The organism is Mesorhizobium sp. YL-MeA3-2017, from assembly GCF_030814575.1.
Taxonomy (GTDB): domain Bacteria; phylum Pseudomonadota; class Alphaproteobacteria; order Rhizobiales; family Rhizobiaceae; genus Mesorhizobium; species Mesorhizobium terrae.
Window position 1 is genome coordinate 2,013,157 of record NZ_JAUSVH010000001.1, and the last position, 25,387, is coordinate 2,038,543.

The following is a 25,387-nucleotide window of genomic DNA, read 5'->3' on the forward strand; positions in this document are numbered from 1 at the left end:
ATGGCCAAGGCTGTTCGGTACAGCCCGCGAACCGGGAACGCTCCACGACGAGCGTCTTTTCGGGTCCGGTGTCTATGGGCCCAACATTGCGCGGGAATTGCGATCAGGGCCGGATGAAGACCTTGCCGTTGGGTTTGGCCAGTTCTTCGGGTAGGCGCGCCATCGCCTCGGCCAGCGGCACCACCGCCGTGACGTCAGTGGACCAGCGGCCGTCGGCAAAGCGCCTCTGCGCCTCAAGCGCCGCCGGGCCGCGGCGATCCTTGTTGCGACGCATCCAGTCGGTCAGCCAGAAACCCTCGACATGCTTCTGCTGGAAGATGAGCTGGCCGGGCTCGCGGATCATCGTGTCAGACGGGTCGAGCCGGCCATAGATGATCCAGCGCGAGCGCTTGGGCATGGCGTCGAACACCAGCGAAGCCAGCGGACCGGTGACCGCGTCGAGAAAGATGCGAGGCTGTTCGACCTTCATCACCTCGCGCAGCGTCTGCACGAAATCCGGCGCCTTCTCGTTGAGCACATGGGCGGCCCCCAGTTCCTTCAGCAGCGGGATCTGGTCGTCGCGACGCACGGTCACGATCGGATGATAGCCGTCCTCCTTGGCCAGGCCGATGATCAGTTTGCAGAGTTGGCTGGCGCCGGCTGTCATCACGAAGGCCTTGTGCCCCTCGTCCTTGACGATGCCGTACATGGCAATGGCGGTCAGCGGGTTGACGATCATCGCGGCCGCATCCTCGTCGCGGACCGCATCGATCAGCGGAATGCAGGCGAGCGCCTCGGCCAGAGCATAGTCGGCCCAGGCGCCCCAATTGGTCAGGCCCGTGGCGAAGGCAATGCGCTTGCCAACAAGGCTCTGCGCATAGGCATCGTCGCCGGCGGCGACCACCGTGCCAACCCCTTCGAAGCCGGCCGGCTGCCCCTGCACGCGCGGTTGGCCATAGAGGCCCTTCACGAACATCACGTCGGACGGGTTGATCGAAGCCAGGCTCACCTTGATGAGCACCTGCGTTGCTTCAGGCACCGGCACGCCGATCACGCCCGGACGCACATAAGGCTCCATGGCTTCCAGTGCGCTTCCGCTCGGCTGTCGGGCGTAGCCGTCGCCGACCAGGAGTAGCGCCTTCATTTCGGATGCAATGGTCATCGCAATGCTCCTTGCCCAGGGGTGGTTAGGGTTTGAGGATCAACTTGCCGGACGCGCCGCGCCCCAGCACGCGTTTCAGAACGCTGGCCGCATCGGCCAGCGGGTAGACGCCCTCGATTACCGGCTTGACCTTTCCGGCGAGATACCAATCGACCAGTTCGCGCATGTTGCCGGCATAGGTCTGCGGCTCGCGAACGGTGAAATCGCCCCAATAAACACCGACGACGGAGAAACCTTTCACCAGTGTCAGGTTGACCGCCAGTTTCGGGATGGTGCCCGACGCGAAGCCGATGACGAGCAGCCGTCCGTTCCAGCCCATGGCGCGCGCCAGTGCCTCGAAGGCATCGCCGCCAACCGGATCGAAGCCGACATCGACGCCCTTGCCGCCGGTGATTTCCTTGAGCGCGTCCTTCAAATTGTCGTAGCCGAGCACGATGTCGGCGCCGGCCTCGGCGGCGATGCGCTGCTTTTGCGGCGACGAGGCGACACCGATGACCTTGGCGCCCATCGCCTTGCCGATCTGCACGGCGGCAACGCCGGTGGCACCGGCCGCACCCAGAACGCACAGCGTTTCGCCTTGTTCGAGCTGGCCGCGCTGCTTGAGCGCATGATGGGATGTGCCATAGCCGCAAATCAGCGCACAGGCGTCCGCCGCGCTCATCGCATCCGGCAGCTTCATCGCCATCGTCTCGGGAAACGCGACCTTCTCCGCATAGCCGCCGATGACGGTCAGCGCGGCGACCCGGTCGCCGACTTTGATGCTTTGCACTTTCGAACCGGCCGCGATCACCCGCCCGGCCACTTCCATGCCCGGCACGAACGGCACCGGAGGCTTCATCTGATAGAGGCCCTGGACCAGCAGGCCATCGGGATAGTTGACGCCGATCGCCTCGGCGGCGATCACCACGCCATCGCCTTTCGCTTCCGGCTCCGGCCAATCGCCATAGGCGAGCTGATCGAGCGGCGCGAAGGCACGAGCGATGACGGCTTTCATGTCTCTCCTCCCGGATCGAGCATTTTGCCCTGAACGGACCTTACAGCTTTTCCTGCGTGTATTTCTTCAGTTCCTCGCGCGCCACCTGGCGGCGATGCACCGCGTCGGGCCCATCGGCGAGTCTCAGCGTGCGCAGGTGCGTCCAGGCTCGCGCCAGCGGCGTATCCTGGCTGATGCCTTGCGCGCCGTGCATCTGCACGGCCTCGTCGACCACCTTCAGCGCCACGCGCGGCGCCACAACCTTGATCTGGCTGATCCATGGAGCTGCCGCGCGCGCGTCGCCCCGGTCGATCATCCAGGCTGCCTTGAGGCAGAGCAGCCTGGCCATCTCGATCTCCATGCGGCACTCGGCGATGATGTCGAAATTGGCGCCGAGCCTGGCCAGCGGCTGGCCGAACGCTTCACGCCGCACCGAGCGGCGCGACAGCAATTCCAGCGCCATCTCGGCCTGACCGATGGCGCGCATGCAGTGATGGATGCGGCCGGGGCCAAGCCGGCCCTGCGCGATCTCGAAGCCCCTGCCCTCGCCCAAGATCATGTTCGTGGCCGGCACGCGGACATTGTCGAAGCGCAGATGCATATGCCCATGCGGCGCATCGTCATCGCCATAGACCTGCATGGCGCGAATTTTGGTGACGCCTTTCGTATCCGCCGGCACCAGGATCATCGAGTGCTGCTTGTGCTTCGGCTCGCCGGCGCCGCCGGTTTTCACCATGACGATATAGATCGCGCAGCGCGGATCGCCGGCGCCGGAAGCCCACCATTTCTCGCCATTCAGCACATAGTCGCCGCCGTCGCGCCCGCAACGCATGGAAATGTTGGTCGCGTCCGAGGAGGCCACATCCGGCTCGGTCATCAGATAGGCCGAGCGAATTTTGCCTTCGAGCAAGGGACCCAGCCACGCCTTCTTGTGTTCGGCCGAACCGTAGCGTTCCAGCACCTCCATGTTGCCGGTGTCGGGCGCCGAGCAGTTGAAGGTCTCCGCACCCAGATGCGCCTTGCCCATCTCCTCGGCCAGATAGGCATATTCGACCGTGGTCAGCCCGTAGCCGCGATCGGAGCCGGTCAACCAGAAGTTCCACAGGCCGCGCTCACGCGCCTTGGCCTTGAGCCCTTCGAGGATTTCGGTCTGACGTTTCGAATAGGCCCAGCGGTCACCGGCCTTGCCGACCTCCGCCAGGAACTCCTCGTCGAGCGGCATCACCTCGTCGCGCACCATGGCAGCGACCTGGGCGTGGATCGGCTTCAGCTTTTCGGTCATGCCGAGATTCATGTCGGCCATCACAGGTTCCCTTCCCCGACGCCCAGTCCACGCGCGGTGAAATGGACGACCTGCGCCACGATCGCCTCGATGTCATCCTTGGTTTCGCCGGGGCGCGGCGTGTACCAGAACAGCGGAGAATTGAGCGACACGAACATGAGCTGTTCGGTGATGCCGGGATCGTCGAAGCGCATGGCGCCCGCCTGGCGCGCCGCCACGATCACCTGCCGGAAGATCGCGCCATAGTCGTTGCGAACCTGCATCAGCCGCGCGAATTCCTCGCGTTGCTCCGGCGTGGTCGCACCGCGCAGATAAAGCTCGACGCCTTCCCACACCACGCGCTGATAGCTGCGTGTCACGATCATCTGGCGCGTATGGATCGTCGCCATATGCCGCCATTGTTCCACCGCCGTGCCGGCAAGGCGGCGCGCCGGCTCGATCGCGGCATAGTTCATCGCCATGCCGGTGCGAAACACGTCCGCGAACAGATCGCCCTTGGATGGATAGTGATGATAGATGCGGCCCTTGGTCGAGCCGAGGCTGCGGGCGACATCGTCGATGGAGCTGGCAGCATAGCCCCGCGCCATGAAACAGGCGGCAGCAGCGTCGAGGATCGCGGCGCGGGAGCCGTCGGCGGCGATGGTGCCACCGACGGCTCCGGCCTCCTCTTCCCGCTCCGCCAAGTGCGGTCTCGCTGCCATTGCCCCTCGATTTGCCGGCTTTACAACATGCGAAGTTCAACATACTACTCGGTATGTTGTCAATCCGAATGCCGATTTTCGATACTCATAGAAGCATCGGCGACGAGCGGACTGATTGTAGGGAGGGCCGATGAGCTACCTCGACGACATGTTCTCGGTAACCGGCAAGATCGCCCTGGTCACCGGCGCCGCCACCGGCATTGGCCGCATGGCCGCCACCGCGCTCGTTCGCGCCGGCGCCACCGTCATGATCGCCTCGCGCAAGGGCGAAGATTGCACCAAGGTCGCCGATGAGCTGAATGCAGTTGGCGCACTCGGCAAAGCAGAGGGTTTTGCCGGCGATGTCTCCTCCGAAGCCGGTATTGCCGCCCTTGTCGAAGCGGTCAAGGCACGCACCGATCGGCTGCACATATTGATCAACAATGCCGGCATTTCCTGGGGCGCACCGCTGGAGACCTTCCCGTATCATGCCTGGGCCAAGGTGTTCGGCGTCAACGTGACGGCGGTGTTCCAGCTGACACGCGACCTGCTGCCGCTGCTTGAGAAGGCCGCCTCCGATGCCGATCCGGCGCGCGTCATCAATCTGGGCTCGGTGATGGGCACGCAACCGCTGGCCGATGACGCCTATTCCTACACCGCCTCCAAGGCCGCCGTTCACCACCTCACCCGCACGCTGGCTATCGAGCTGGCGGCGCGGCGCATCACCGTCAACGCCTTTGCGCCAGGCCCCTTCCAGAGCCGCATGACGGCGTTCGCCACCGGCACCGAGGAGAAGGCGAAACATGTCGGTGGCCATGTTCCCATCGGTCGCATCGGCGAGCCGGATGACATTGGCGGCGCCACGCTCTATTTGTGCAGCCGGGCTGGCAGCTATGTCACCGGCGCGATCCTGCCGATCGATGGCGGACAATCGGTGCAGCACGGCCTGACCCTATTCAAGGAATGACGGCCGCGCCGCCACCAGGAGATGCCCGTGCAACCCATCAGTCTCGAAACATTGCTCGCCAGCGTCGGCAAGGAAGTCGGCCTTTCGCCCTGGCGCGTCGTCACCCAGACGATGATCGACCAGTTCGCCGACGCCACCGACGACCATCAGTTCATCCATTGCGATCCCGCGCGGGCCGCGGCCGAAGCCCCCTTCGGCGGCACCATCGCGCACGGCTTCCTCACCCTGTCGCTGCTGTCGGCGATGACATTCGAGACCTTGCCCCCGCTGGCCAAAGGCAAGATGGGCGTCAACCATGGCTTCGACGAGCTCCGCTTCCTGGCCCCGGTCAAGACCGGCGCGCGCATCCGCACCCGCTTCGTGCTGGCCGAAGTGAAGGCGCGCCCGTCGGGCTGGGTGCAGGCCTCCCATGACGTCACCATCGAGATCGAAGGCTCGCTGAAGCCGGCATTGACCGCGCGCTGGCTGACACTCACCTTCGTGGAACCCGAAACGCAGGACGCATGACCGATCCGAACACGCTCGATCCCGCCCTTCTGGCTCCTTATCTGGAGCGCGAAGTTCCAGGCTTTTCAGGGCTGGGAGCGATCGAGAAGTTCAAGTCCGGCCAGTCCAACCCGACCTATCTGTTGACCGCGAAAAGCGGCCGCTACGTGCTGCGCGCCAAGCCGCCGGGACAGTTGCTGAAATCGGCGCATCAGGTCGACCGCGAATTCCGCGTCATGAAGGCCCTTGCCGGGACCGGCGTGCCGGTGCCGCAGATGTTGCATCTCTCGGACGAGAATTCGCCGATCGGGCGCATGTTCTATCTGATGGCCTTCGTCGACGGACGCATCTTCTGGGACCCGGCTTTGCCGGAAGCATCCAGCAGTGAGCGAGCGGCGGTCTACGACGCGATGAACGCGACACTGGCAATCCTGCACGATGTCGACGTCGAGGCCGTCGGCCTCGGCGATTACGGCCGGCCCGGCAACTATTTCGAGCGCCAGCTCGCACGCTGGACCAGCCAGTACCGCGCTTCCGAAACCGAAACCAATGGCGAGATGGACGCGCTGATCGCCTGGCTGGAGGCGAACCAGCCCGCCGATGACGGCCGGCTCTCGCTTGTGCATGGCGACTACCGGCTGGACAATATGATCTTCGCCAAGGACCAGGCTGAGGTGATTGCGCTGCTCGACTGGGAGCTGTCGACGCTCGGCCACCCCTTCGCCGACATCGCCTATCAGTGCATGCAATGGCGCCTGCCGCACCAGTCCGGCTTCAAAGGCCTTGGCGGCATCGACCGCGCGGCAGTCGGCCTGCCTTCGGAAGAAGACTATGTCGCCGCCTATTGCCGTCGGCGCGGACTCGGCGGCATCGCCAACTGGACCTTCCTGCTTGCCTTCTCCTTCTTCCGGCTCGCGGCGATCTGTCAGGGTGTCTACAAGCGCGCGCTGGACGGCAATGCCTCCAATCCTGCCAAGGCCAAGGTCTATGCCGACGCCGTGAAACTGCTGACGCATCTGGCAGCGCGACTGATCGAAGGAGAGAAGTGATCATGGGCCGTTTCGATGGTGCTGCCGTGCTGATCACCGGCGCCACCGGTGGGCTTGGCCAGGGGGCAGCCAAAGGCTTCGCGGCCGAGGGCGCCAAGCTGATCCTGTCTGATATCGATAGGGCCGCGCTGGAACGCTTTGCCGCGACGCTCGGCACGGAGACGGCCACGCTTGCCGGCAATATTGCCGACGAAGACCTTTCCGAAGCGCTGGTGAAACTGGCCGTCGACCGCTTCGGCCGGCTGGACATCGCCGTCAACAATGCCGGCATCGCCCAGAGCTTCGTGCGCCTGCCGCAGGTTCCCTCCGACGAGGCGCGCCGCATCCTCGAGATCGACCTGCTCGGCGTCTTCTACGCGATGAAACATCAGCTGCCGCAGATGGAACGGCAATTCAAGGCTCGCGGCAAGGGTGGCACGGTCGTCAACATCGCCTCAGTAGCCGGACTGGTCGGTGCGCCGAAACTGTCCGTCTATGCCGCAGCCAAACACGGCGTGGTCGGCCTGACCAAATCGGCAGCGGCGGAATATGCCACCAAAGGCGTGCGTGTGAACGCGATCTGCCCGGCCCACACCCGCACGAAGATGGTCGACGATTTCGTCAAGATCTCAGGCGCCCCGCAGGATCTGGCGCTGTCGGAACTGACACGCGGCGTACCGATGAAGCGGGTGGGCGAAGTCCCGGAGATCGTCGAAGCGATGCTGTTCGCGGCCGATCCCAAAAATACCTTTATGACGGGCCACACGCTCGCCGTCGACGGTGGCGTCGGCGCGATTTGAGAAAGACCCCGGCCGGTAATTCCCCAACGATAACTTGCGGATGACCGTACTGAGTATATACTGAAAAAGAGGGGAAATGGGAGCGAGAAAGGCAACAGGATTGCCGCAAACTGCGCAAACACGTCGCGAACAACAAAAAGCGACCTTGCGATCCGAACTTGTGGCCGCAGCCCATAAGCTGGTGCAGCAAGAAGGCTATGAAGGCCTGACCATCCGCAAGCTGGCCAAGATGGTCGGCTATGCGCCGATGTCGGTCTATTCCTATTTCGCTGACAAGCAGGACATCCTGTTCGCGCTCGCCGAAGACGCTTTCCAGACGCTGGCCAAGCGCATCGAGCAGAACGCGCCCGACGATCCGATGGATGCGCTGCGCGCGGTGATGACCGAATATGCCGCCTTTGGCCTCGGCAACCCCAACGAATACCGCACCGTCTTCATGACCGAGAAGGTGAAGCCGCCGGCCGGCCGTACATTCGAGGAAATGGAGAACAACAATCCGGCGATGGCCGTGCTGATCAGCCGTGTCGAGGCCTGCGTTGCTGCTGGCCGGCTGAAGGGCGACCCGCATGCCATCGCAACCATGCTTTGGGCTGTCGGCCACGGCACCATCTCGCTGCTGGTGACCCACCCCTTCTACCCGTTTGGCGACCATCAGGCATTCGTGAAGCGCATGTGCGACTTCAGTCTCGCCGCACTGAGCAGCGATGAAGTCAAAGCGTTAAGCGACCAGCCGGCCAAGCCCTGCTGAGACAGGAAGCAGGCAGCAACGCCAAGCCGGCTGCCGGAGAAATCCGCAAACTGCCCGTTTCCGCGTCTGTTTTTTGACGCATCGGCGTTAGTCGCCGGAAATTGCCGCCCTGCGACAAACCGAGCCCGCCGACACGATTTTGACGAGCGCCATTTTTTACCCAGCCCTTTCAATGTGTTGAAGCCAGGCAAGCCGGCAAGGTTGGTTCGCGCCAGAAGTCGCGTCCAAAAAATTTTCCGTACGCGTACGATTTTTCATTGAAATCCCGCTGAGAGGGGCATACATGGACGATGCAACGTACATGTACGGAAATAGAAATTCAGATATTGAACCGGAGAAAGTCGATGAAAACGACAGCTCTTGCCCTCGCCACCCTCGTTGCCCTGTCGGGTACCGCCTTCGCTGGCCAGGCCACCACCAAGCAGATCAAGGCTCCCGCCACCCACGCCGAAACCACCGTGAAGGGCAAGCTCGACTATGCCACCACCGGCTCGGTCGACAAGGCAGGCTCGAAGGCTGGCACCGCCGGCCCGCGCCTCGGCATCGACGTCAGCCCGTGGGTCATGCCGATCTCCCAGTAAGGTTCCCCCAACCGTCTGGTTGAGAACGGCAAACAAAAAGGGCGGCTGATTAAACCAGCCGCCCTTTTTGCATGTCGAAAACCGTAGGCACGCGCCGTTGACGACCGCCGCAGCCTTGCGCCAACCATGGCGTCATCAGGTGCTATGTCTTCTTGCGCCTCGGCGCGCCCGAGATCGACGTCGATATCACCGAGATGGGATCGCTGGCCGGAAACGTATCCTCCAACCCCTCCTCGAGTTTTTCCTCGCGGTTGGGCTCGCTGCGCCGACGTTTCTCGAACGAGCGCACCGCCGCCGTCTTCTTCGGCTTCCCGGATGTTGCGGATTTCGACGGATCGGCCATGGGCAACTCCCTCTATCCAAAGCCCATGACGGGCTCTGGGGACAGAACGGCGCCGCCCGGCAATGGTTCCTATGCTGCCGCGTCGCGTGCTGCCTCGGACAGGAAAGTGAAAACATAATCCGAGAAGGAGCGCCAGCACTCGACGCGGAAGGTTTCTTCGGCCGTGCGGTAAAGCACGATCTCGACCTTGCCGAGGATGGTACGGGAACATGCGCCGACCGGGAATGCAGCGAGCGACAGGTCCTGTGGGCAGCCGGCGTTCAGCGTCGCCTCGGCGCCCGGACCGGCGACCGCGATCGCCACATTGCGGTGCGAGACGCCGACCGCGGAATGCAACTGCTTGACCTTGGCGCAATCGGCCAGCGGATCAGCCCCGGTCTCGTCGATGACCAGCCATTCGTCCGGCCCGAGCCACAGCGCGAAGCGGCCATCCTTGGCGGCAGAGGTCTTTGGCTTCTTCGGCAATGTCAGCCCGAGCGCCTTGGACAGCGCCGCCAGCGAGGCTTCCGGCGCGCGCAGCGAGATGCGTTCGGCCGGCTCCAGCGCAGTCAGCGTGACGTGGGCCGCCGAGGCATTGCGGCCGGCAAGTGCCGGATGCCGTTCGGCCAGAGCGGTTGTGGTTTTCTGGGCAGCCTTAGCCATTGAGGCGTTCCCCCTTCTCGTCGAAGAACACCATACCGGTGACTTCGACTTCAATCACACGGTCGGGCATCGGCACATAGAGCGTTTCGCCCATGCGATCGCGCCCGCCGGCGACAAGCGCCAGTGCGATCGAGCGTCCGCAATTCTGCGACCAGTAGCTCGAGGTGACGTGACCCAGCATCTTCATCGGCACAGGCTGGTTCGGATTGTCGACGATCTGCGCGCCCTCTTCCAAAACCACTTTCGGATCCTTGGTCTTGAGGCCGACAAGCTGCTTGCGGCCCTTGGCAACGAGGTCTGGCCGCATCATACCGCGAATGCCGACGAAATCGGCCTTCTTCTTGCCGACCGCCCAGTCGAGGCCGGCGTCGTTCGGCGTCACGGTCCCGTCGGTGTCCTGGCCGACGATGATGTAACCCTTCTCGGCGCGCAGCACATGCATGGCCTCGGTGCCATAGGCCGAGGCGCCGTGCTTCTGGCCTTCGGCCCACAACGCTTCCCAAACCGCCTGGCCGTAATCGGCCGGCACGTTGACCTCGAAGCCGCGGTCGCCGGTGAACGACATACGGAACAGCCGGGTCGGCACGCCGCAGATCTTGCCTTCGCGCACCGACATATGCGGCAGCGCCTCGTCCGACATATCGATGCCTTCGACCAGCGGAGCGATGATGTCGCGCGACTTCGGCCCCTGCACCGCGATGACCGCCCATTGCTCGGAAATCGAGGTCAGCCAGACATTGAGATGCGGGAATTCGGTCTGGAGGTAGTCCTCCATCATGTTCATGACGCGAGCGGCACCGCCGGTGGTCGTCGTCACATGGAAGCGGTCCGGCGCCAAGCGCCCGACGACACCGTCGTCATAGATGAAACCGTCCTCGCGCAGCATGATGCCATAGCGGCAGCGGCCTGGCTCCAGCTTCTCCCACGGATTGGTGTAGAGCAGCTCCATGAATTTCGCCGCGTCCGGCCCGACCACTTCGATCTTGCCGAGCGTCGAAGCATCGAACAGGCCGGCGGTCTTGCGCACGGTCACGCATTCGCGGTCGACGGCGGCATGCATGTCCTCGCCGGCGCGCGGGAAATACCAGGCACGTTTCCACTGGCCGACATCCTCGAACACAGCGCCGTGCTTCTCGGCCCAGCCATGCATCGGCGTGCGCCGTGTCGGGTCGAACAGCGGCCCGCGCGCGTGGTTGACGATGGCGCCGAAAGTCACCGGCGTATAAGGCGCGCGGAACGTGGTCAGGCCGACCTCGGGGATCGGCTTACCCAGCATGTCGGCGGCGATCGCCAGACCATGCATGTTGGAAGTCTTGCCCTGGTCTGTGGCCATGCCGTTGGTGGTGAAACGCTTGACATGCTCGATCGAGCGCATGCCTTCGCGCACCGCTTGGCGGATGTCCTTGGCGGTAACGTCGTTCTGGAAGTCGACGAAGGCCTTCACCGTGGTGTCCGGGCCGGCGCCGGGCGCCGAGCCGAGCATGCCGCGCGACCATGTCTCTCCAACCTCGACCTTGGGTTTCGCTGCCTTGGCGGCCTTGCCGCCCGCTTCCTTCGCGGCCTTGACGCCGGCTGCGTAACCCTCGTCCACCGAGGCGGCCAGGCCGTCGGTGCCGTTGCAGGCACCGACCGACACGCAATCCTGCGCATAGGTGCCGGGCACGAAACGCTTGTCCTCGTTGAAGGCGACCTTGCCGCGCGACTGCGAGAAAAGATGCACCGACGGTGTCCAGCCCGCCGACATCAGCAGCGCGTCGATGGCGATGGCGCGCTCGCCGCCGCCATTCTTCGGCTGCACGGTCATCGACGAAACGCGCAGCTTGCCGCCGACGCGCACGACGGCACGGCCGTCGTGGATCTCGATGCCAGCCGCCCGCGCCTGGTCGATCAAGGCGCCAGACGGGTTATCGCGCAGGTCGACGATGGCGGCAACATTAACGCCGGCCTTCTTCAGGTCGATCGCCGCCGCATAGGCGGAATCGTTGGCGGTGTAGACGCCGACATTACGGCCCACCGCAACGCCGTAGTGATTGAGATAGGTGCGCGCGGCGGAAGCCAGCATCACGCCCGGACGGTCATTGTCGGCGAACACCATGTGCCGCTCGATCGCGCCGGTGGCGAGCACGACACGCTTGGCGCGCATCTGCCACAGCCGCTCGCGCGGCAGGTCGTGACCAGGATTGGCGAGATGGTCGCCGGCGCGTTCCACCAAGCCGACGAAATTCTGCGCGTAATAGCCGAAGGCGGTCGTGCGCGACAGAACCCGCACATTGTCCATGGCCTTCAGCCGGGCGACGGCGCCCTGGGCCCAGGCCCAGCCGGCCTGACCTTCGATACGCGCGCCGCTTTCGAAGCGCAGCGCACCGCCGAATTCCGCCTGTTCGTCGGCAACGATGACCCGCGCGCCCGTCTCGGCCGCAGCCAAGGCGGCGGCAAGGCCCGCCGCGCCGCCGCCCAGCACCAGCACGTCGCAATGTGCGAAGCGGGACGCGTAGTGGTCGGGATCCGGCTGGTCCGGCGCCACGCCGAGGCCGGCGGCGGAACGGATATTCGGCTCGTAGAAATTCTTCCAGGCCGACTTCGGCCACATGAAGGTCTTGTAGTAGAAGCCGGCCGAGAACATGGGCGAGGCAAGGTTGTTGACCGCGCCGACGTCGAAGGACAATGACGGCCAACGGTTCTGCGACTTGGCGACAAGCCCGTCATAGAGTTCCTGCACGGTGGCGCGCACATTGGGTGTCTTGCGCGCGCCGTCGCGGGCGATCTCGACCAGCGCATTCGGCTCTTCCGCGCCCGCGGACAGGAAACCGCGCGGGCGATGATATTTGAACGAGCGGCCGACTAGATGAACGCCATTGGCCAAAAGCGCCGAGGCCAGCGTATCGCCCTCGACGCCGGTGAAAGCCTTGCCGTCGAAGGTGAAGCGGGCGGTCTTGGCCGGCGTTAGGCGGCCGGCATTGCTGATGCGGAAAGCGCCGCTCATTTGGAAACTCCGGGCAGTTTCGAAGGCTTCGGCTCGCCGGCCTTGTAGGTCATCACGAACTTGTCGGTGACGGTGTCGCGCACCGCGTTGAAGAAGCGCGCGCAGCCATACACATGCCGCCAGCGCTCATAGATGATGCCCTTGGTGTTCGAGCGGATGAAGAAGAACTTCTCGAAATCGTCGTCGCTGACGGCGGCGATGTCGGACGATCGCGCGATATGCGCTTCGCCGGCGTTACGGAATTCGAGTTCCGGACGCTCTTCCTCGCAATAGGGGCAGCGGATGAGAAGCATTGTCTGTTTCCTATAATTCACCGTCGCCGATGCGCGCGCCTTGCGGCTGGTCGCAAAGCCGTTGTCCGAGCGCTTCGAAGGGCGCCACGCGCTTGATCAGTGTTTCTACCGAATCCATCGGCTGGAAGAGGTCGCGGTTTGCCATGTTCAACAGGGTGACCTGAAAGGGGTCCGTGGAGATGATGACGGTGCGCAGTGCTGGCGTGTCATCCCCGTCGTGTTCCCGCTTTTCCACGAAACTAACGGTCTTACGACCACCGCTCCAGACACAGGCGAGAAAACCGGACGGCACCGAAAACGGCCAGTCATCCTCGTGAGCGACGCGATTGATCTCCTGCAGCCGAACCTCGCTGGCTTGCGGAAGGTGGAACATCCCCTTCTCGCCGGTCAACACGAAGGGCGCAGCCACAGCCATCGTCGCCGCCAGCGTCTGCATCAGTGCGCGACGGCGGCGGCCGCCGCCTCGTCGATCAGGCGGCCGGTGCGGAACCGTTCGATGGTGAAAGGCGCGTTGATGGGATGCGGCTCGTCGCGCGCGATGGTGTGCGCAAAGACGTGCCCCGAACCCGGCGTCGCCTTGAAACCGCCCGTACCCCAGCCGCAATTGACATAGAGCCCCTTGACCGGCGTCTTGGCCAGGATCGGCGAGCGATCCGGCGTGACGTCGACGATGCCGCCCCAGGACCGCAGCATCTTCATGCGCGTGAACATGGGGAACATCTCGCAGATGGCATCCAGCGTATGGGTGAGGATGTGCAGGCCTCCGGTCTGCGAATAGGAGACATACTGGTCGGTGCCGGCGCCGATCACCAGTTCGCCCTTGTCGGACTGCGAGATATAGGCATGCACCGTATTGGACATGACCACGCAGGGGAAAACCGGCTTGACCGGTTCCGACACCAGCGCCTGCAGCGGGTAGCTTTCCAGCGGCATGCGCACGTCGGCCATCTGCATGATGACCGAGGAATGGCCAGCTGCGACGACGCCAACCTTGCGCGCGCCGATGAAGCCTTTCGAGGTATCGACGCCGGTTACCGCGCCGTCGGCGCCACGCCGGATGCCGGTAACCTCGCAATTCTGGATGATGTCGACGCCGCGCGCCGCCGCGCCACGGGCATAACCCCAGGCGACTGCATCGTGACGGGCGGTGCCGCCCCGGCGCTGCAGGGTGGCGCCCACCACCGGATAGCGCGCGTTGCGCGAAATGTTGAGCGGCGGGCAGTAGGCCTTCGCCTCTTCCGGCGTCAGCCATTCATTGTCGATACCGTTCAGGCGGTTGGCATGGACGTGGCGCTTCAGTACCTGGACGTCGTGCACGTTGTGCGCCAGCATCATCACGCCGCGCGCCGAATACATGACGTTGTAGTTGAGGTCCTGTGACAGGCCGTCCCACAGCTTCACGGCATGGTCGTAGATGCCGGCGCTCTCGTCATAGAGATAGTTGGAGCGGATGATGGTGGTGTTGCGGCCAGTGTTGCCGCCGCCGAGCCAGCCCTTTTCCAGCACCGCGATGTTGGTCAGGCCATGTTCCTTGGCCAGATAATAGGCAGTGGCCAACCCATGCCCGCCGGCACCGACGATGATGATGTCATAGCTCTTTTTCGGCTCCGGCGAGGGCCATTGCTCCTCCCAGCCCTTGTGGCCGCGCATGGCCTCGCGGGCGATGGCGAATACCGAATATTTTTTCACGTTACCTAGCCTCGCGTATGGGCAATCGGGCGTCCGACGCGCGAGGTGTATCACTAGCGAAACATGGCTGCCATCCCAGCGCTGTTTGCGACGGCAATTGCCGTTTTGTGCCGTGCCTTCACTCGAAAATCCAACACGAACGATGCAAGAGACATGACTACTTCAGTCTTTTAGCCTGGATTTCTCAACTCGCCCGAATTCGGCGTCGATAGGTATCGCGTGGTGTTGAAACGCTCGCGAAATCAGATCACTTAGTTCGGGCTCACCGGCTTCCAAGACAATCTCGGCGAACTTTTCATCTATGATCTTGCGCGGTCTCAAGGCGATACCTGCCGCAAGTAAACGGACCCCTGGATCTGAGTGGTTTGCCAACCCTCGAACTTGAGCCTCCGACACAGGCATAGACCATCTGATGACTTTGCTGATTTCAGTATAAATCGAGTCAGGCCGCTGCAATGCCGCATTTTTGATCGCTGCTGAAAATTGTTTGGAACCAGCCAAGCGAACAAACTCAACCATACGCCATCGGACACCACTGTCGGGGTCTTCGAGATGCTGAAGTAGCTTTCCCAAAACCTCACCATCTTCTGGCGTAGTACAAGCAGTTAGAGCCCCAATCGCATAAAAGCGAATGCCTGAATTGGAACAATCCAGAAGCGCAGCTATTTCCTGCGTCAGCGCCCTCACCTTCCAACCAAGTTCATTGGCTAGAAAAGCGCCTCGCCGCAGCACCTCCTCAGACGGCGAAGTAATCAAGGGCCGAAGGTTCGCAATCGGAAATCCGTCGTAGAATTGGCCGTAGACATCCCAGATTAATTTGCTCACGTCCTCGAACTCGGGTTCGAGCAACCTCTCGATCATTTTTTGGGGAGTCATTTGAAAAGGGTGGCGCGTCCACCCGCATGTTTTCAGAGGTTTTCGATAACCTGACTTTCATTCGGCAGCAAGGGGCATCAGATCCGGCGCGTTTCGGGTGGTTCGCCTTCCATCGATCTGCGAGCAAGCGCCATCCACTTCTGGAAAGGACCAAGCATATGCTCGCATTGACCAACAAGGTCGCCATCGTCACCGGCGCGTCTTCAGGCATCGGCCGCGCCACCGCGCTGCTCTTTGCCCGCGAAGGCGCCAAGCTCATCGTCGCCGGCCGCCGGCAGGCCGAGCTCGATGCGCTCGTCGCCGAAATCGCCGAGGAAGGTGGCGAGGCCGTCGCCCTTGCCGGCGACGTCAATGACGAAACCCATGCCAAGGCTCTGGTTGAACTGGCGCAGGCCCGCTTCGGCGGACTGGATGTCGCCTTCAACAATGCCGGCGCCGTCGGCCCGATGGGCCCGGTATCCGATATGCCGCGCAAAACCTGGGAAGACGTCCTCGACACCAATCTGACCAGTGCCTTCCTCGCCGCCAAGCATCAGATCCCCGCGCTGCTGGCGCGTGGTGGCGGCTCGCTGATCTTCACCTCGAGTTTTGTCGGCGTCACCGCCGGCATGCCAGGCATGGCCGCCTACGCCGCCGCCAAGGCCGGCCTGGTCGGCCTGACCCAGGTGCTCGCCGCCGAATACGGACGCGAAGGCATCCGCGTGAATGCATTGCTGCCGGGCGGTACCGACACGCCGGCGGCGACCTTCAAGACCGCCGATGAACGTGCTTTCGTCGAGGGGTTGCATGCGCTGAAGCGCATCGCCCGCCCCGAAGAGATCGCCCGCTCGGCGCTTTATCTCGCTTCGGACGCATCGTCCTTCACCACCGGCACGGCTTTGTTCGCCGACGGCGGCGTCTCCATCAACCGCACCTGAGCTCCAATCGATCTCAATTTCCCTGAATTCATCCCTTCTCCGGCCAATGCTGGAGAAGGGGTGAGACTTCGAGATATTTTCGCCGGACAAGAGAGGCCATGCACCCAGCCCGTGCCAGCTACAGCCTGTCGCGGTGACAGGCGCGGCGTCTCCCGCTATTCACCTCGTCCATGGAGGAGATGAGGGGCGCTCTGAAAGACAGGCTGACGCGGAACATCGTTGCCGCGCTCTTCGTCTATTTCATCGTCATCCAGGCATTGGTCTCCGGCTTTTCCTCCGGGGCGATGGCGGCGGCGTTCGACGATGCCGGCTTTGTCATCTGCGCGCCGTCGGGCGATGCACCGCCAAACCCATCCAATACCCACCAGAAGAACCTTTGTCCCTGTGGAAGCCTGTGCCAGATATCGGCGGGGCTGATCGCGGTCCCCACGACCACACCGGCATCGCTGCTTGCGCCGCCGCCAGCATATCGCGATCTCCACTTCAATGTCCCGAATGAAGACGGCCGTCTGCCTTCCGTTCGCGACCTTGCGTTCGACGCCCGGGGACCGCCCGCACCCTTTCACTGACGAGAACCAACGACAGTTCCGCGGTCGCCGCGTCTTTTGACGTGCCGGTGCGGGACCGTCGAACCATTCCTCCATTTCGGTGAAAGACCATGACTGATCTTGCTCTCAGGCAGGCGGCGCGTCCGGCCAGCCCTACCAATGCATCCGACCTCTACCGCGCTGTTTGGCGCTGGCATTTCTATGCGGGGCTGCTTGTGCTGCCCTTTTTGATCACGCTCGCCGTCACCGGCGCGCTCTATCTCTTCCGCGATGAGATCGATGCCCTCGTCCACGCCGATCTGAAGCGTGTCGAGGTCGCCGCGACCACGGCGACCCCGTCGGCGATGATCGAAGCCGCCATCGCGCGCGTTCCGGGCACAGCGGTGAAATTCACGACACCGGCCACCCCAACCTCATCGGCCGAGATAACCGTGAAGAAGACCGACGGCGAAAAGCTGGCGGTCTATGTGAACCCTTATTCGGGCGCGGTGCTTGGTACCTTGCCGGACAAGGGCACGATCATGACCTTCGTCCGCGATCTTCACAGCTTGAGCTTTTTCGGAACCATCGGCCGGACCGCCATCGAGATAGCGGGCGGCTGGGCAATCCTCCTTGTGGCGACCGGCATCTATCTGTGGTGGCCTCGCAAGGGCCGCGGCGGCGTGGTCAGCGTACGCGGCGCACCCAGCCAGCGCATCTTCTGGCGCGACCTCCATGCCGTGACCGGCATTTTCGTCGGCGCGGTAATCCTGTTCCTCGCCATCACCGGCATGCCTTGGTCCGTCTTCTGGGGAGACAAGGTGAACGAGTGGGCCAATGGCAGCAATTTCGGCTACCCCACCGGCCTGAGGGTCAATGTGCCAATGTCCGACGAGCACATGAACCATCTCGGCCAGACCAGCTGGTCGCTCCAGCAGGCGGAAGTCCCGCTATCCTCGGTGTCCGGAACCGCTGCTATCTCCGTCGACCAAGCGATGAAGACCTTCGATCGGCTTGGGCTGGCGCCAGGCTACGCCGTCAACATCCCGACGACCGCCGAAGGCGTCTATACCGGCTCCGTCTACCCCGACGATCTCGACAAGCAGCGCGTTGTCCACCTCGACCAGTATAGCGGCAAGCCATTGATCGATTTGAGCTATGCCGATTACGGGCCGGGCGCGAAGGCAATGGAATGGGGCATCAATGTGCATCTCGGCCAGCAATATGGCGCCCTCAATCAATATGTGCTGCTTGCCGCCTGCATCGCCATCGTGATTTTGGCGGTCAGCGCGGCCATCATGTGGTGGAAACGCCGGCCGATAGGGCGGCTCGGCGTTCCGCCGCTGCCCGGCGACCGCAGGAAGCTCGCCGGCGTCGTCACCATCCTCGCCATTGGCGGCGCCATCTATCCGCTTGTCGGCGCATCGCTGATTTTCGTTCTCATCTTCGACATGATCCTAACGAGGCGGTGGCGCGCGGTCGGATAACAGGATAAGAAGAGGAACGGCTTTCCGTGTGTCCGGCGTGGCGCACGGAAAGCACCAAGTTTTCCGCTTGAACTGTGGACATTCCATCCCGATTCTGCTATCAGCCGCCAGAATTCGCGGTGGAAGCCGCTGCGGAAGCTTAGGGCTATTGCCGATAGCCCAATGATTTCAAATTGAAAGACAGGATCGCCCGTGCAGGTACTCGTCCGCGACAACAACGTTGATCAGGCGCTTCGCGCGCTCAAGAAGAAAATGCAGCGCGAAGGCATCTTCCGTGAAATGAAGATGCGCGGTCACTATGAGAAGCCGTCCGAGAAGCGTGCTCGCGAGAAGGCCGAGGCCGTGCGCCGCGCCCGCAAGCTGGCCCGTAAGCGCGCTCAGCGCGAAGGCCTGTTGCCCTCGACCCCGCGTCCGGCTCCTGCTGGCGCCGGTGCAGCGCGCGCTCCGCGCTGATCCTGCCAAGTTTTCGTCCTTTTCGAAGGATAGCCAAGGTGGCGCGATGGAAATCGCCGCCACCTTTTTGTTTGACGCAAGCCGGTATTTGTATACGCAGGACTGCGGGATAGGGGCCGGTGCGATGATCCGGAATGCCGGGCGTCGGATATTGAGGATACGGCAGCCGATGCATGTTTTGACCGCAGAGCGTGGAAACTCCGTGAACAGGCTCGTTCTGACAGCAGCCTTGCTGTCGGGCCTGGCGCTCGCGGGATGCCAGTCGACCCCGACCGGCGAGCTCGGCTCCATCGACCAGGCGCAGGGATCGAGCGAGAACATCTCCTCGCTGTCGTCAGTCGTCGACCGCAACCCGCGCGACCCGGAAGCCTATAATGTGCGTGGCTCGGCGCTCGGCCGCGGCGGCAAATACCAGGCCGCGCTGAAGGACTTCGACACGGCGATCCAGCTGAAGCCCGATTTCTACCAGGCCTATTCAAACCGCGCGCTGATCTACCGTTTCATCGGCGACCAGCAGAAGGCGCTTGCCGACTACAATCGTGCCATCCAGATCAACGCGAACTACGACGCCGCCTATATCGGCCGCGGCAACCTCTACCGCAAGGCCAACCGCACGCAGGACGCCTTCAACGATTTCCAGAAGGCGATCCAGCTCGATACCACCGACGCGCGCGCCTATCACAATCGCGGCCTGATCTATCAGACCCAGGGCCAGCACAATCTCGCGATCGAGGATTTCTCGACCGCCATCTCGCTGTCGCCGGACGCTTCCGAGCCCTATAACGGTCGTGGCCTCTCCTACCTGGCGCTCAACCAGGACGACAACGCCTTCGCCGACTTCAACATGGCCATCAAGCTCGACGGCAAGAACGCCGAAGCCTGGACCAACCAGGGCCTGATCTATGAACGGCGCGGCGACAAGGCCAAGGCCGCCAAGTCCTATCGCGAGGCGGCGCGACTGGCGCCAACCTACCAGCCGGCCAAGGACGGCCTCTCCAGAGTGAGCAGCGCCGGCTGAGCCGTTGCTGTTTCACCGTTGCCGATGAGCAACGGCCATCTCCTATTTTGACCACGCTCCGACCTTGCCGCTGTCGCGCCATGGTTTTCTGGAACGCTGCGCGCGCTGGACCGTTATCCGGCATGGAACATTGGAAGGACCCGTCCCCATGAAAAAGCTCGTCATTTCCGCCGCACTGGCAACGCTCGCCTTCGCGGCCCCGGCTCATGCCGGCAAGCTGGAACTCGGCGTCCTCGATTGCGTCATCGATGGCGGTCAGTCCTACATCATCGCCTCGAACAAGGGCGTCACCTGCACCTTCCGCCCCTATAACAGCCGCAAGTCCGAACTCTACACCGGCGTCATCTCGAAACTCGGCGTCGATCTCGGCATGACCCATCAGGGCCAGTTGTCCTGGGCGGTTCTGGCGGCATCGAGCAGCTACGATTCAGGTGCTCTGGCCGGCAAGTATTTCGGCGTCAACGCCGAAGCGAGCGTCGTCACCGGCGGCGGCCTCAACGTTTTGGTCGGCGGCTTCGACAACTCCTACGCGCTGCAGCCGCTCTCGGTACAGGCGCAGACCGGCCTCAATGTCGCTGCCGCCGTGACTTCGCTCGAGCTGCAGCATTCGCTGAAGTAAAAGTTGAGCGCGAGGGTCGGGCGTCTTCGCCCGGCCCGACCATTGCGTGGCAGTCCGCTTGGCTGGAGCCGCGAAACCCGCCCCTCGTGCGGGCGAGGCTAGACGACCGTCGTTTTCAGGCGTTCCGCGATCAGCTCGGCAAGGCGCGCCGCGACGGCTTCCTTGCTGAGTTCCGGCCATTCCTCGACGCCCGATTTCGAGACGATGCGCACCCGGTTGCGGTCGCCGCCCATGACGCCGCCGGGGCCGATGCCACTGTCTTGCGAGACGTCGTTGGCAACAATGAAGTCAGCGCCCTTCTTGCTGAGTTTGGCAGCCGCATTCTTCAAAATATCCTGCGTTTCCGCAGCGAAGCCGACCACCAGATATGGCCGCTTCGCATGGTGGCCCACACCGGCGAGAATGTCGGGGTTCTCCACCATCTGCAGTGCCGGCGGCCCCTCTCCGGCCACCTTCTTGATCTTCTCTTCGGCGGAACCCGCTGTCCGCCAATCCGCCACCGCCGCGACGAAAACCGCCGCATCGGCCGGTAGCAGGCTTTCCACGGCTGCCTGCATCTGCCGCGCTGTCTCGACATGGACCGTTGCCACGCCCGCCGGATCGGCGATGGCGACCGGACCCGAGACCAGATGCACTTCGGCGCCAAGCTTGGCCAGGGCGGCAGCCAGCGAATGCCCCTGCTTGCCGGACGAACGGTTGGCGAGGTAGCGCACCGGATCGATCGGCTCATGCGTCGGCCCGGAGGTGACGATGATCTTCCTGCCGGCCAATGGCTTCGGCCGGCTGTCGAATTGCGCCTCGATTGCCGCCACGATCTCCAGCGGCTCGGCCATGCGGCCCTCGCCGGCTTCGCCGCTTTCAGCCATCTCGCCTTTCGTAGGCCCCACAAAACTGACGCCGTCCTTGACGAGCGTAGCGTGGTTGCGCCGCGTCGCCGGATGCGCCCACATCCTGGGATTCATCGCCGGCGCCATCAGCACCTTCTTGTCGGTGGCGAGCAGAACCGTGGAGGCGAGGTCGTTGGCGTGACCATTGGCAAGCTTGGCCATCAGGTCGGCGGTCGCCGGCGCGACCACGATGAGGTCGGCCTCGCGCGACAGCCGGATATGGCCGACATCGTGCTCATCCTGGCGATCGAACAGATCGGCGAAGACATGGTCGGCCGACAGCGCGCCGACCGAGAGCTGGGTGACGAATTGCTGCGCCGCCGCCGTCATCACGCAGCGCACCGCGGCACCCCGCTCGCGCAGCCGCCGGATCAGGTCCAGCGACTTGTAGGCGGCGATGCCGCCACCGATGACAAGCAGGATGCGTTTTCCGGAAAGGGTCATGCTTTGCTCTCAACAGCAATGCTGTCAGATTAGCTTCCAGGCAATGAAGATCAAGGTCAGCGCGATCACCCAAAGCGCAACGCGGCCCGACCGTGTGTGGCGGGCTTCCGCCTTGCCGATCGCCTTGGCGGTTGCGTCGTCGAACCGCAGGCCATGTTCGGCCATCAGGTCAATCTCGCGCGACAGCCGCTCGGCGCGCGCCGCGAGGTCAGGCGCCTGCCGGGCCAGCGAAACCAGCGCGCCGACGCCTTCGCGCGCATCTTCCAGCATGCCGCGCGGGCCGAGATTGGAGCGGATCCAGTCGCCCACCACCGGCTCGGCGGTCTTCCACATGTTGAAGGCCGGGTCGAGCGTGCGGGCCACGCCTTCCACCACCACCATGGTCTTCTGCAAAAGCACCAGTTCCGGGCGCGTCTGCATGTCGAACAGTTCGGTCACCTCGAACAGCAGCGTCAAGAGCTTCGCCATGGAGATGGTTTCGGCCGGCTGGCCGTGGATCGGTTCGCCGATGGCGCGGATCGCCTGGGCGAAGGCGGCAACGTCGTGCTTGTGCGGCACGTAGCCTGCCTCAAAATGCACTTCCGCGACGCGCAGATAGTTGCGCGTGATGAAGCCGTAGAGGATTTCGGCGAGGAACCGGCGCTCCTTCTTGCCAAGGCGGCCCGCGATACCGAGATCGACCGCCACGATGGTGCCATCGGCTTCCACGAACAAATTGCCCGGATGCATGTCGGCGTGGAAAAAGCCGTCGCGCAGCGTATGGCGCAGGAACGACTGGATCAGATTGGCGGCGATCGCCTTGAGGTCGTGGCCGGCGGCGGCCAGCCCCGCTATGTCGTTCATCTTGACGCCGTCGACCCACTCCATGGTGAGCACGTCGCGGCCGGTGCGCTCCCAGTCGACCGAAGGCACGCGGAAGCCGGGATCGGCCTTGGTGTTCTCGCCGAGTTCGGAAAGCGCAGCACCCTCGAGACGCAGGTCCATTTCGATCTTGGTGGTCTGGGCGAGCGTCTCCGTCACTTCTACGGGGCGCAGGCGCCGCGACGACGGGATGTATTTTTCCTGCAGGCGCGCGGCGAGGAAGTAGCTTTCGAGATCGTGATGGAAGCGCCTGCGCACGCCAGGTCGGATCACCTTGACCGCTACCCTGGTCGGCACCCCTTCCAGCAACGCTTCGGCTTCATGCACCTGCGCGATCGAGGCGGCAGCTACCGGTTCGTCGAAACGTGCATAGAGGTCGGAAAGCGACCGGCCGAGCGAAGACTCGATGGCGGCAATGGCCTGCGATTGCGGGAAGGTTCCCATCTTGTCCTGCAGCAGCGCAAGATCGAGCGCGATGTCGTTGCCGACCACATCCGGCCGCGTGGCCAGGAATTGCCCAAGCTTGACGTAAGACGGCCCGAGGCGGGCCACCGCATGCGCCATGCGATCGCTTCTGCCTTCCCGCAACGCCCGGCGGCGGGTGAACAGCCGCGCCATCCGCCAGCCGAATTTAGGCAGGCCGGAAAGCTGGTCGCCGGGAATCGCCGCGACGACGCCCTCGCGCACCAGCACCCAGCCGGCCCGAACGAGGCGGAATGCAGCGCCGACCGAACTCATGAACGCACCTGCCTCAAAGCTTCCAGCCCGAATGCGCGGCGGCAATGCCGCCGGTATAGTTGCGGAAGCTGACGCGTTCGAAACCGGCCGCGCCGATCATGGCGGCGAAATTCTGCTGATTCGGGAACTTGGCGATGGATTCGACCAGATAGGCGTATGGCTCGCCGTCACCGGTCACGGCCTTGCCGATCTTCGGAATGGCGTTGAACGACCAGCTCTCATAAACCTTGTCGAGCAACGGCATCTCAACCTCGGAGAATTCGAGGCACAGGAACCGCCCGCCGGGCTTCAGCACCCGGAATGCCTCGCCAAGCGCAACTTCGATGCGTGGCACGTTGCGGATGCCGAAGGCGATCGTATAGGCGTCGAAGGAGTTGTCGGCGAAGGGCAGTTCCTCTGCATTGGCTTCGACGAAATCCGTATTCGCCGCCAGCCCGCGCTTTTCCGCCCGCTCACGACCGACGGCCAGCATCGAGCCATTGATGTCGAGCACGGTGGCATGCACCTGACCCTGGCTGGCGTCGATGATGCGGAATGCGATATCGCCGGTGCCGCCCGCCACATCCAGCACCTTCCAGCCCGGCCGCTTCGGTGGATTGAGCCAAGCGACCATGGCGTCCTTCCACAACCGGTGCATGCCGGCCGACATCAGGTCGTTCATCAGGTCGTAGCGCTTGGCGACCTTGTGGAACACCTCGTTGACCAGCGGCTGTTTCTCGCCGCTGCCCACCTGCCTGAAGCCGTAGGAGGTCTCCATGCCACCGGCCGCAGTGGTTCTCTCAACTGACATCTTTTCGATCCGCCATAAAATCGGCCGGACCATAGCCGATCGAGATACGCGACGCTATTGTCAAAGGCGCGGTGTTCGGCCGCGCCGGCCGGCCCGTTCACAGGAATGCCTCATGATCTTGAAAGCCGAATTGCACTGCCATGTCGAAGGGGCGGCGGCGCCCGAACTCGTCATCCAGCAGGCGCGGAAATATGGCAAGGACCCCTCGCCCTTCATCCGCGACGGGTCTTTCGTGTGGCATGACTTCACCTCGTTTCTTGCCGCCTACAACTTCTCCGCCGATCTCTTCCGCACCGAGGAGGATTATGTCCTGCTGGCCGAACATTATCTGACCAGCCTGGCGCGCGACGGCGCCATCTATTCAGAGGTCTTCACCTCGCCCGATCATGCCATCCGCGCCGGCCTGTCGCCCAAGGCTTATACCGACGCGCTCGGCGAAGGCATGGTGCGCGCCAAGGCCAAGACCGGCATCGAAGGGCGCATGATCGTCACCGGCGTGCGCCATGTCGGCGTCGAGGCGATCGAGAAAGCCGCCCGTTTCGCCGCCAAATGCAACCACCCGCTGGTGACCGGTTTCGGTGTTGCCGGCGACGAGCGCATGGGCGACTTCGAGGACTATGTGCGGGCCTTCGAGATCGCGCGCGAGGCCGGCCTTGGCATCACCATCCATGCCGGGGAACTGATGGGCTGGGAAAGCGTGCAGGCGGCTCTCGACCATATCCGCCCCTCCCGCATCGGCCATGGCGTGCGCGCCATCGAAAACCCAGACCTCGTGCGCCGCATCGCCGACGAAGGCGTCGTTCTGGAATGCTGCCCGGGTTCCAACATCGCGCTCAAGGTGTTCGACAGTTTCGCCGAACATCCCTTTCCGGCCCTGAAGGCCGCCGACTGCAAGGTGACGCTGAACTCCGACGACCCGCCCTATTTCTGGACTTCGCTGAAGCGCGAATACGACATCGCGGCCGAGCATTTCGGCATGAACGAAAAGGCGCTGACCGCCGTGACCCGTACCGCGATCGAGGCTGCCTTCGTCGACAAGAAGACCAAAGCCACTCTCATCGCACGGCTGGACAAGGCCGGCGCGCGCTGAACGCCCGCAAAAACTGTGGTTCCAGCAGGCTTGGGCGTTTATCG

General features: G+C 63.5%; 27 protein-coding genes. 13 read left to right on the forward strand and 14 right to left on the reverse strand.

Features of this window, described 5'->3' with window-relative positions; translation table 11 throughout:
• Positions 1 to 103 precede the first annotated feature (103 nt).
• The 4 genes from QFZ88_RS09355 to QFZ88_RS09370 are packed head-to-tail and all read right to left on the reverse strand — an operon-like array spanning position 104 to position 4,097.
• Positions 104 to 1,141, reverse strand: a complete 1,038-nt coding sequence (locus QFZ88_RS09355) for a zinc-binding dehydrogenase (RefSeq protein WP_024926910.1) — start codon at positions 1,139 to 1,141, stop codon at positions 104 to 106.
• 25 nt (positions 1,142 to 1,166) lie between these two features.
• Positions 1,167 to 2,135, reverse strand: coding sequence for an NADPH:quinone oxidoreductase family protein (locus QFZ88_RS09360; protein WP_024926911.1), 969 nt, complete (start codon positions 2,133 to 2,135; stop codon positions 1,167 to 1,169).
• Positions 2,136 to 2,175: 40 nt separating this feature from the next.
• Positions 2,176 to 3,417: an acyl-CoA dehydrogenase family protein gene (locus QFZ88_RS09365; protein WP_024926912.1), complete on the reverse strand. Its 1,242-nt coding sequence runs from the start codon at positions 3,415 to 3,417 to the stop codon at positions 2,176 to 2,178.
• On the reverse strand, positions 3,417 to 4,097 hold the full coding sequence (locus tag QFZ88_RS09370) for a TetR/AcrR family transcriptional regulator (protein WP_081766981.1): 681 nt from the start codon (positions 4,095 to 4,097) through the stop codon (positions 3,417 to 3,419). Before QFZ88_RS09370 ends, QFZ88_RS09365 begins: the two co-directional genes overlap by 1 nt.
• Positions 4,098 to 4,227: 130 nt before the next feature.
• On the opposite strand from QFZ88_RS09370, the gene QFZ88_RS09375 reads away from it, so the two are divergent.
• From QFZ88_RS09375 to QFZ88_RS09400, 6 genes are all read left to right on the forward strand, one after another.
• Entirely contained in the window at positions 4,228 to 5,043 is an 816-nt protein-coding gene (locus QFZ88_RS09375) for an SDR family oxidoreductase (protein ID WP_024926914.1), read from the forward strand.
• Positions 5,044 to 5,064: 21 nt separating this feature from the next.
• A complete protein-coding gene (locus tag QFZ88_RS09380) occupies positions 5,065 to 5,550 on the forward strand; it encodes a MaoC family dehydratase (RefSeq protein WP_210270980.1) in 486 nt (161 codons plus the stop codon).
• Complete coding sequence (locus QFZ88_RS09385) at positions 5,547 to 6,578, forward strand: phosphotransferase family protein (protein WP_024926916.1); 1,032 nt, start codon at positions 5,547 to 5,549, stop codon at positions 6,576 to 6,578. Before QFZ88_RS09380 ends, QFZ88_RS09385 begins: the two co-directional genes overlap by 4 nt.
• 2 nt (positions 6,579 to 6,580) lie before the next feature.
• Positions 6,581 to 7,357, forward strand: a complete 777-nt coding sequence (locus QFZ88_RS09390) for an SDR family NAD(P)-dependent oxidoreductase (protein WP_024926917.1) — start codon at positions 6,581 to 6,583, stop codon at positions 7,355 to 7,357.
• A gap of 100 nt (positions 7,358 to 7,457) precedes the next feature.
• Positions 7,458 to 8,105 (forward strand): TetR/AcrR family transcriptional regulator, encoded by a 648-nt coding sequence (locus tag QFZ88_RS09395; protein WP_024926918.1) that lies wholly within the window; start codon positions 7,458 to 7,460, stop codon positions 8,103 to 8,105.
• Positions 8,106 to 8,449: 344 nt separating this feature from the next.
• A complete protein-coding gene (locus QFZ88_RS09400) occupies positions 8,450 to 8,686 on the forward strand; it encodes a hypothetical protein (RefSeq protein ID WP_024926919.1) in 237 nt (78 codons plus the stop codon).
• A 142-nt stretch (positions 8,687 to 8,828) separates the two neighbouring features.
• Here QFZ88_RS09400 and QFZ88_RS09405 read toward each other — a convergent pair whose 3' ends face one another.
• The 7 genes from QFZ88_RS09405 to QFZ88_RS09435 form a co-directional block, all read right to left on the reverse strand.
• Complete coding sequence (locus QFZ88_RS09405; RefSeq protein ID WP_024926920.1) at positions 8,829 to 9,029, reverse strand: hypothetical protein; 201 nt, start codon at positions 9,027 to 9,029, stop codon at positions 8,829 to 8,831.
• Positions 9,030 to 9,098: 69 nt separating this feature from the next.
• On the reverse strand, positions 9,099 to 9,671 hold the full coding sequence (locus QFZ88_RS09410; protein WP_024926921.1) for a sarcosine oxidase subunit gamma: 573 nt from the start codon (positions 9,669 to 9,671) through the stop codon (positions 9,099 to 9,101).
• Positions 9,664 to 12,654, reverse strand: a complete 2,991-nt coding sequence (locus tag QFZ88_RS09415; RefSeq protein ID WP_024927254.1) for a sarcosine oxidase subunit alpha — start codon at positions 12,652 to 12,654, stop codon at positions 9,664 to 9,666. The genes QFZ88_RS09410 and QFZ88_RS09415 overlap by 8 nt, the downstream gene beginning before the upstream one ends.
• Positions 12,651 to 12,947: a sarcosine oxidase subunit delta gene (locus QFZ88_RS09420; protein WP_024926217.1), complete on the reverse strand. Its 297-nt coding sequence runs from the start codon at positions 12,945 to 12,947 to the stop codon at positions 12,651 to 12,653. Before QFZ88_RS09420 ends, QFZ88_RS09415 begins: the two co-directional genes overlap by 4 nt.
• 10 nt (positions 12,948 to 12,957) lie before the next feature.
• On the reverse strand, positions 12,958 to 13,383 hold the full coding sequence (locus tag QFZ88_RS09425) for a hypothetical protein (protein ID WP_036255084.1): 426 nt from the start codon (positions 13,381 to 13,383) through the stop codon (positions 12,958 to 12,960).
• Positions 13,383 to 14,636 carry a sarcosine oxidase subunit beta gene (locus QFZ88_RS09430; protein ID WP_024926219.1) on the reverse strand — a complete coding sequence of 418 codons (1,254 nt, stop codon included), beginning with the start codon at positions 14,634 to 14,636 and terminating at the stop codon, positions 13,383 to 13,385. Before QFZ88_RS09430 ends, QFZ88_RS09425 begins: the two co-directional genes overlap by 1 nt.
• A gap of 162 nt (positions 14,637 to 14,798) precedes the next feature.
• A complete protein-coding gene (locus tag QFZ88_RS09435; protein WP_036265094.1) occupies positions 14,799 to 15,497 on the reverse strand; it encodes a hypothetical protein in 699 nt (232 codons plus the stop codon).
• A gap of 173 nt (positions 15,498 to 15,670) precedes the next feature.
• Here QFZ88_RS09435 and QFZ88_RS09440 point away from each other — a divergent pair, with 173 nt between their 5' ends.
• The 6 genes from QFZ88_RS09440 to QFZ88_RS09465 all read left to right on the forward strand — a co-directional run bounded on the left by QFZ88_RS09440 (position 15,671) and on the right by QFZ88_RS09465 (position 20,533).
• Positions 15,671 to 16,429: an SDR family oxidoreductase gene (locus QFZ88_RS09440; RefSeq protein ID WP_024926221.1), complete on the forward strand. Its 759-nt coding sequence runs from the start codon at positions 15,671 to 15,673 to the stop codon at positions 16,427 to 16,429.
• Between the two features lie 179 nt (positions 16,430 to 16,608).
• A complete protein-coding gene (locus QFZ88_RS09445; protein ID WP_024926222.1) occupies positions 16,609 to 16,998 on the forward strand; it encodes a hypothetical protein in 390 nt (129 codons plus the stop codon).
• Positions 16,999 to 17,087: 89 nt separating this feature from the next.
• Complete coding sequence (locus QFZ88_RS09450; protein ID WP_024926223.1) at positions 17,088 to 18,443, forward strand: PepSY-associated TM helix domain-containing protein; 1,356 nt, start codon at positions 17,088 to 17,090, stop codon at positions 18,441 to 18,443.
• Positions 18,444 to 18,635: 192 nt separating this feature from the next.
• Positions 18,636 to 18,896 carry a 30S ribosomal protein S21 gene (rpsU, locus tag QFZ88_RS09455; protein ID WP_024926224.1) on the forward strand — a complete coding sequence of 87 codons (261 nt, stop codon included), beginning with the start codon at positions 18,636 to 18,638 and terminating at the stop codon, positions 18,894 to 18,896.
• Between the two features lie 169 nt (positions 18,897 to 19,065).
• Positions 19,066 to 19,914, forward strand: a complete 849-nt coding sequence (locus tag QFZ88_RS09460) for a tetratricopeptide repeat protein (protein WP_024926225.1) — start codon at positions 19,066 to 19,068, stop codon at positions 19,912 to 19,914.
• Between the two features lie 148 nt (positions 19,915 to 20,062).
• The gene (locus QFZ88_RS09465; protein ID WP_024926226.1) at positions 20,063 to 20,533 is read left to right on the forward strand and encodes a DUF992 domain-containing protein; all 471 of its coding nucleotides are present in this window, start codon (positions 20,063 to 20,065) and stop codon (positions 20,531 to 20,533) included.
• 98 nt (positions 20,534 to 20,631) lie between these two features.
• Here QFZ88_RS09465 and coaBC read toward each other — a convergent pair whose 3' ends face one another.
• Genes coaBC through ubiE form a run of 3 tightly spaced genes read right to left on the reverse strand, consistent with a single transcriptional unit; the run spans position 20,632 to position 24,253 of the window.
• Entirely contained in the window at positions 20,632 to 21,864 is a 1,233-nt protein-coding gene (gene coaBC / locus QFZ88_RS09470) for a bifunctional phosphopantothenoylcysteine decarboxylase/phosphopantothenate--cysteine ligase CoaBC (protein WP_024926227.1), read from the reverse strand.
• Positions 21,865 to 21,888: 24 nt separating this feature from the next.
• Positions 21,889 to 23,463 (reverse strand): 2-polyprenylphenol 6-hydroxylase, encoded by a 1,575-nt coding sequence (ubiB, locus tag QFZ88_RS09475; protein WP_024926228.1) that lies wholly within the window; start codon positions 23,461 to 23,463, stop codon positions 21,889 to 21,891.
• A gap of 13 nt (positions 23,464 to 23,476) precedes the next feature.
• Positions 23,477 to 24,253 (reverse strand): bifunctional demethylmenaquinone methyltransferase/2-methoxy-6-polyprenyl-1,4-benzoquinol methylase UbiE, encoded by a 777-nt coding sequence (ubiE, locus tag QFZ88_RS09480; protein ID WP_036255092.1) that lies wholly within the window; start codon positions 24,251 to 24,253, stop codon positions 23,477 to 23,479.
• Between the two features lie 112 nt (positions 24,254 to 24,365).
• Between ubiE and QFZ88_RS09485 the strand changes: the two genes are divergently transcribed.
• Positions 24,366 to 25,343: an adenosine deaminase gene (locus tag QFZ88_RS09485; protein ID WP_024926230.1), complete on the forward strand. Its 978-nt coding sequence runs from the start codon at positions 24,366 to 24,368 to the stop codon at positions 25,341 to 25,343.
• Positions 25,344 to 25,387: the final 44 nt, after the last annotated feature.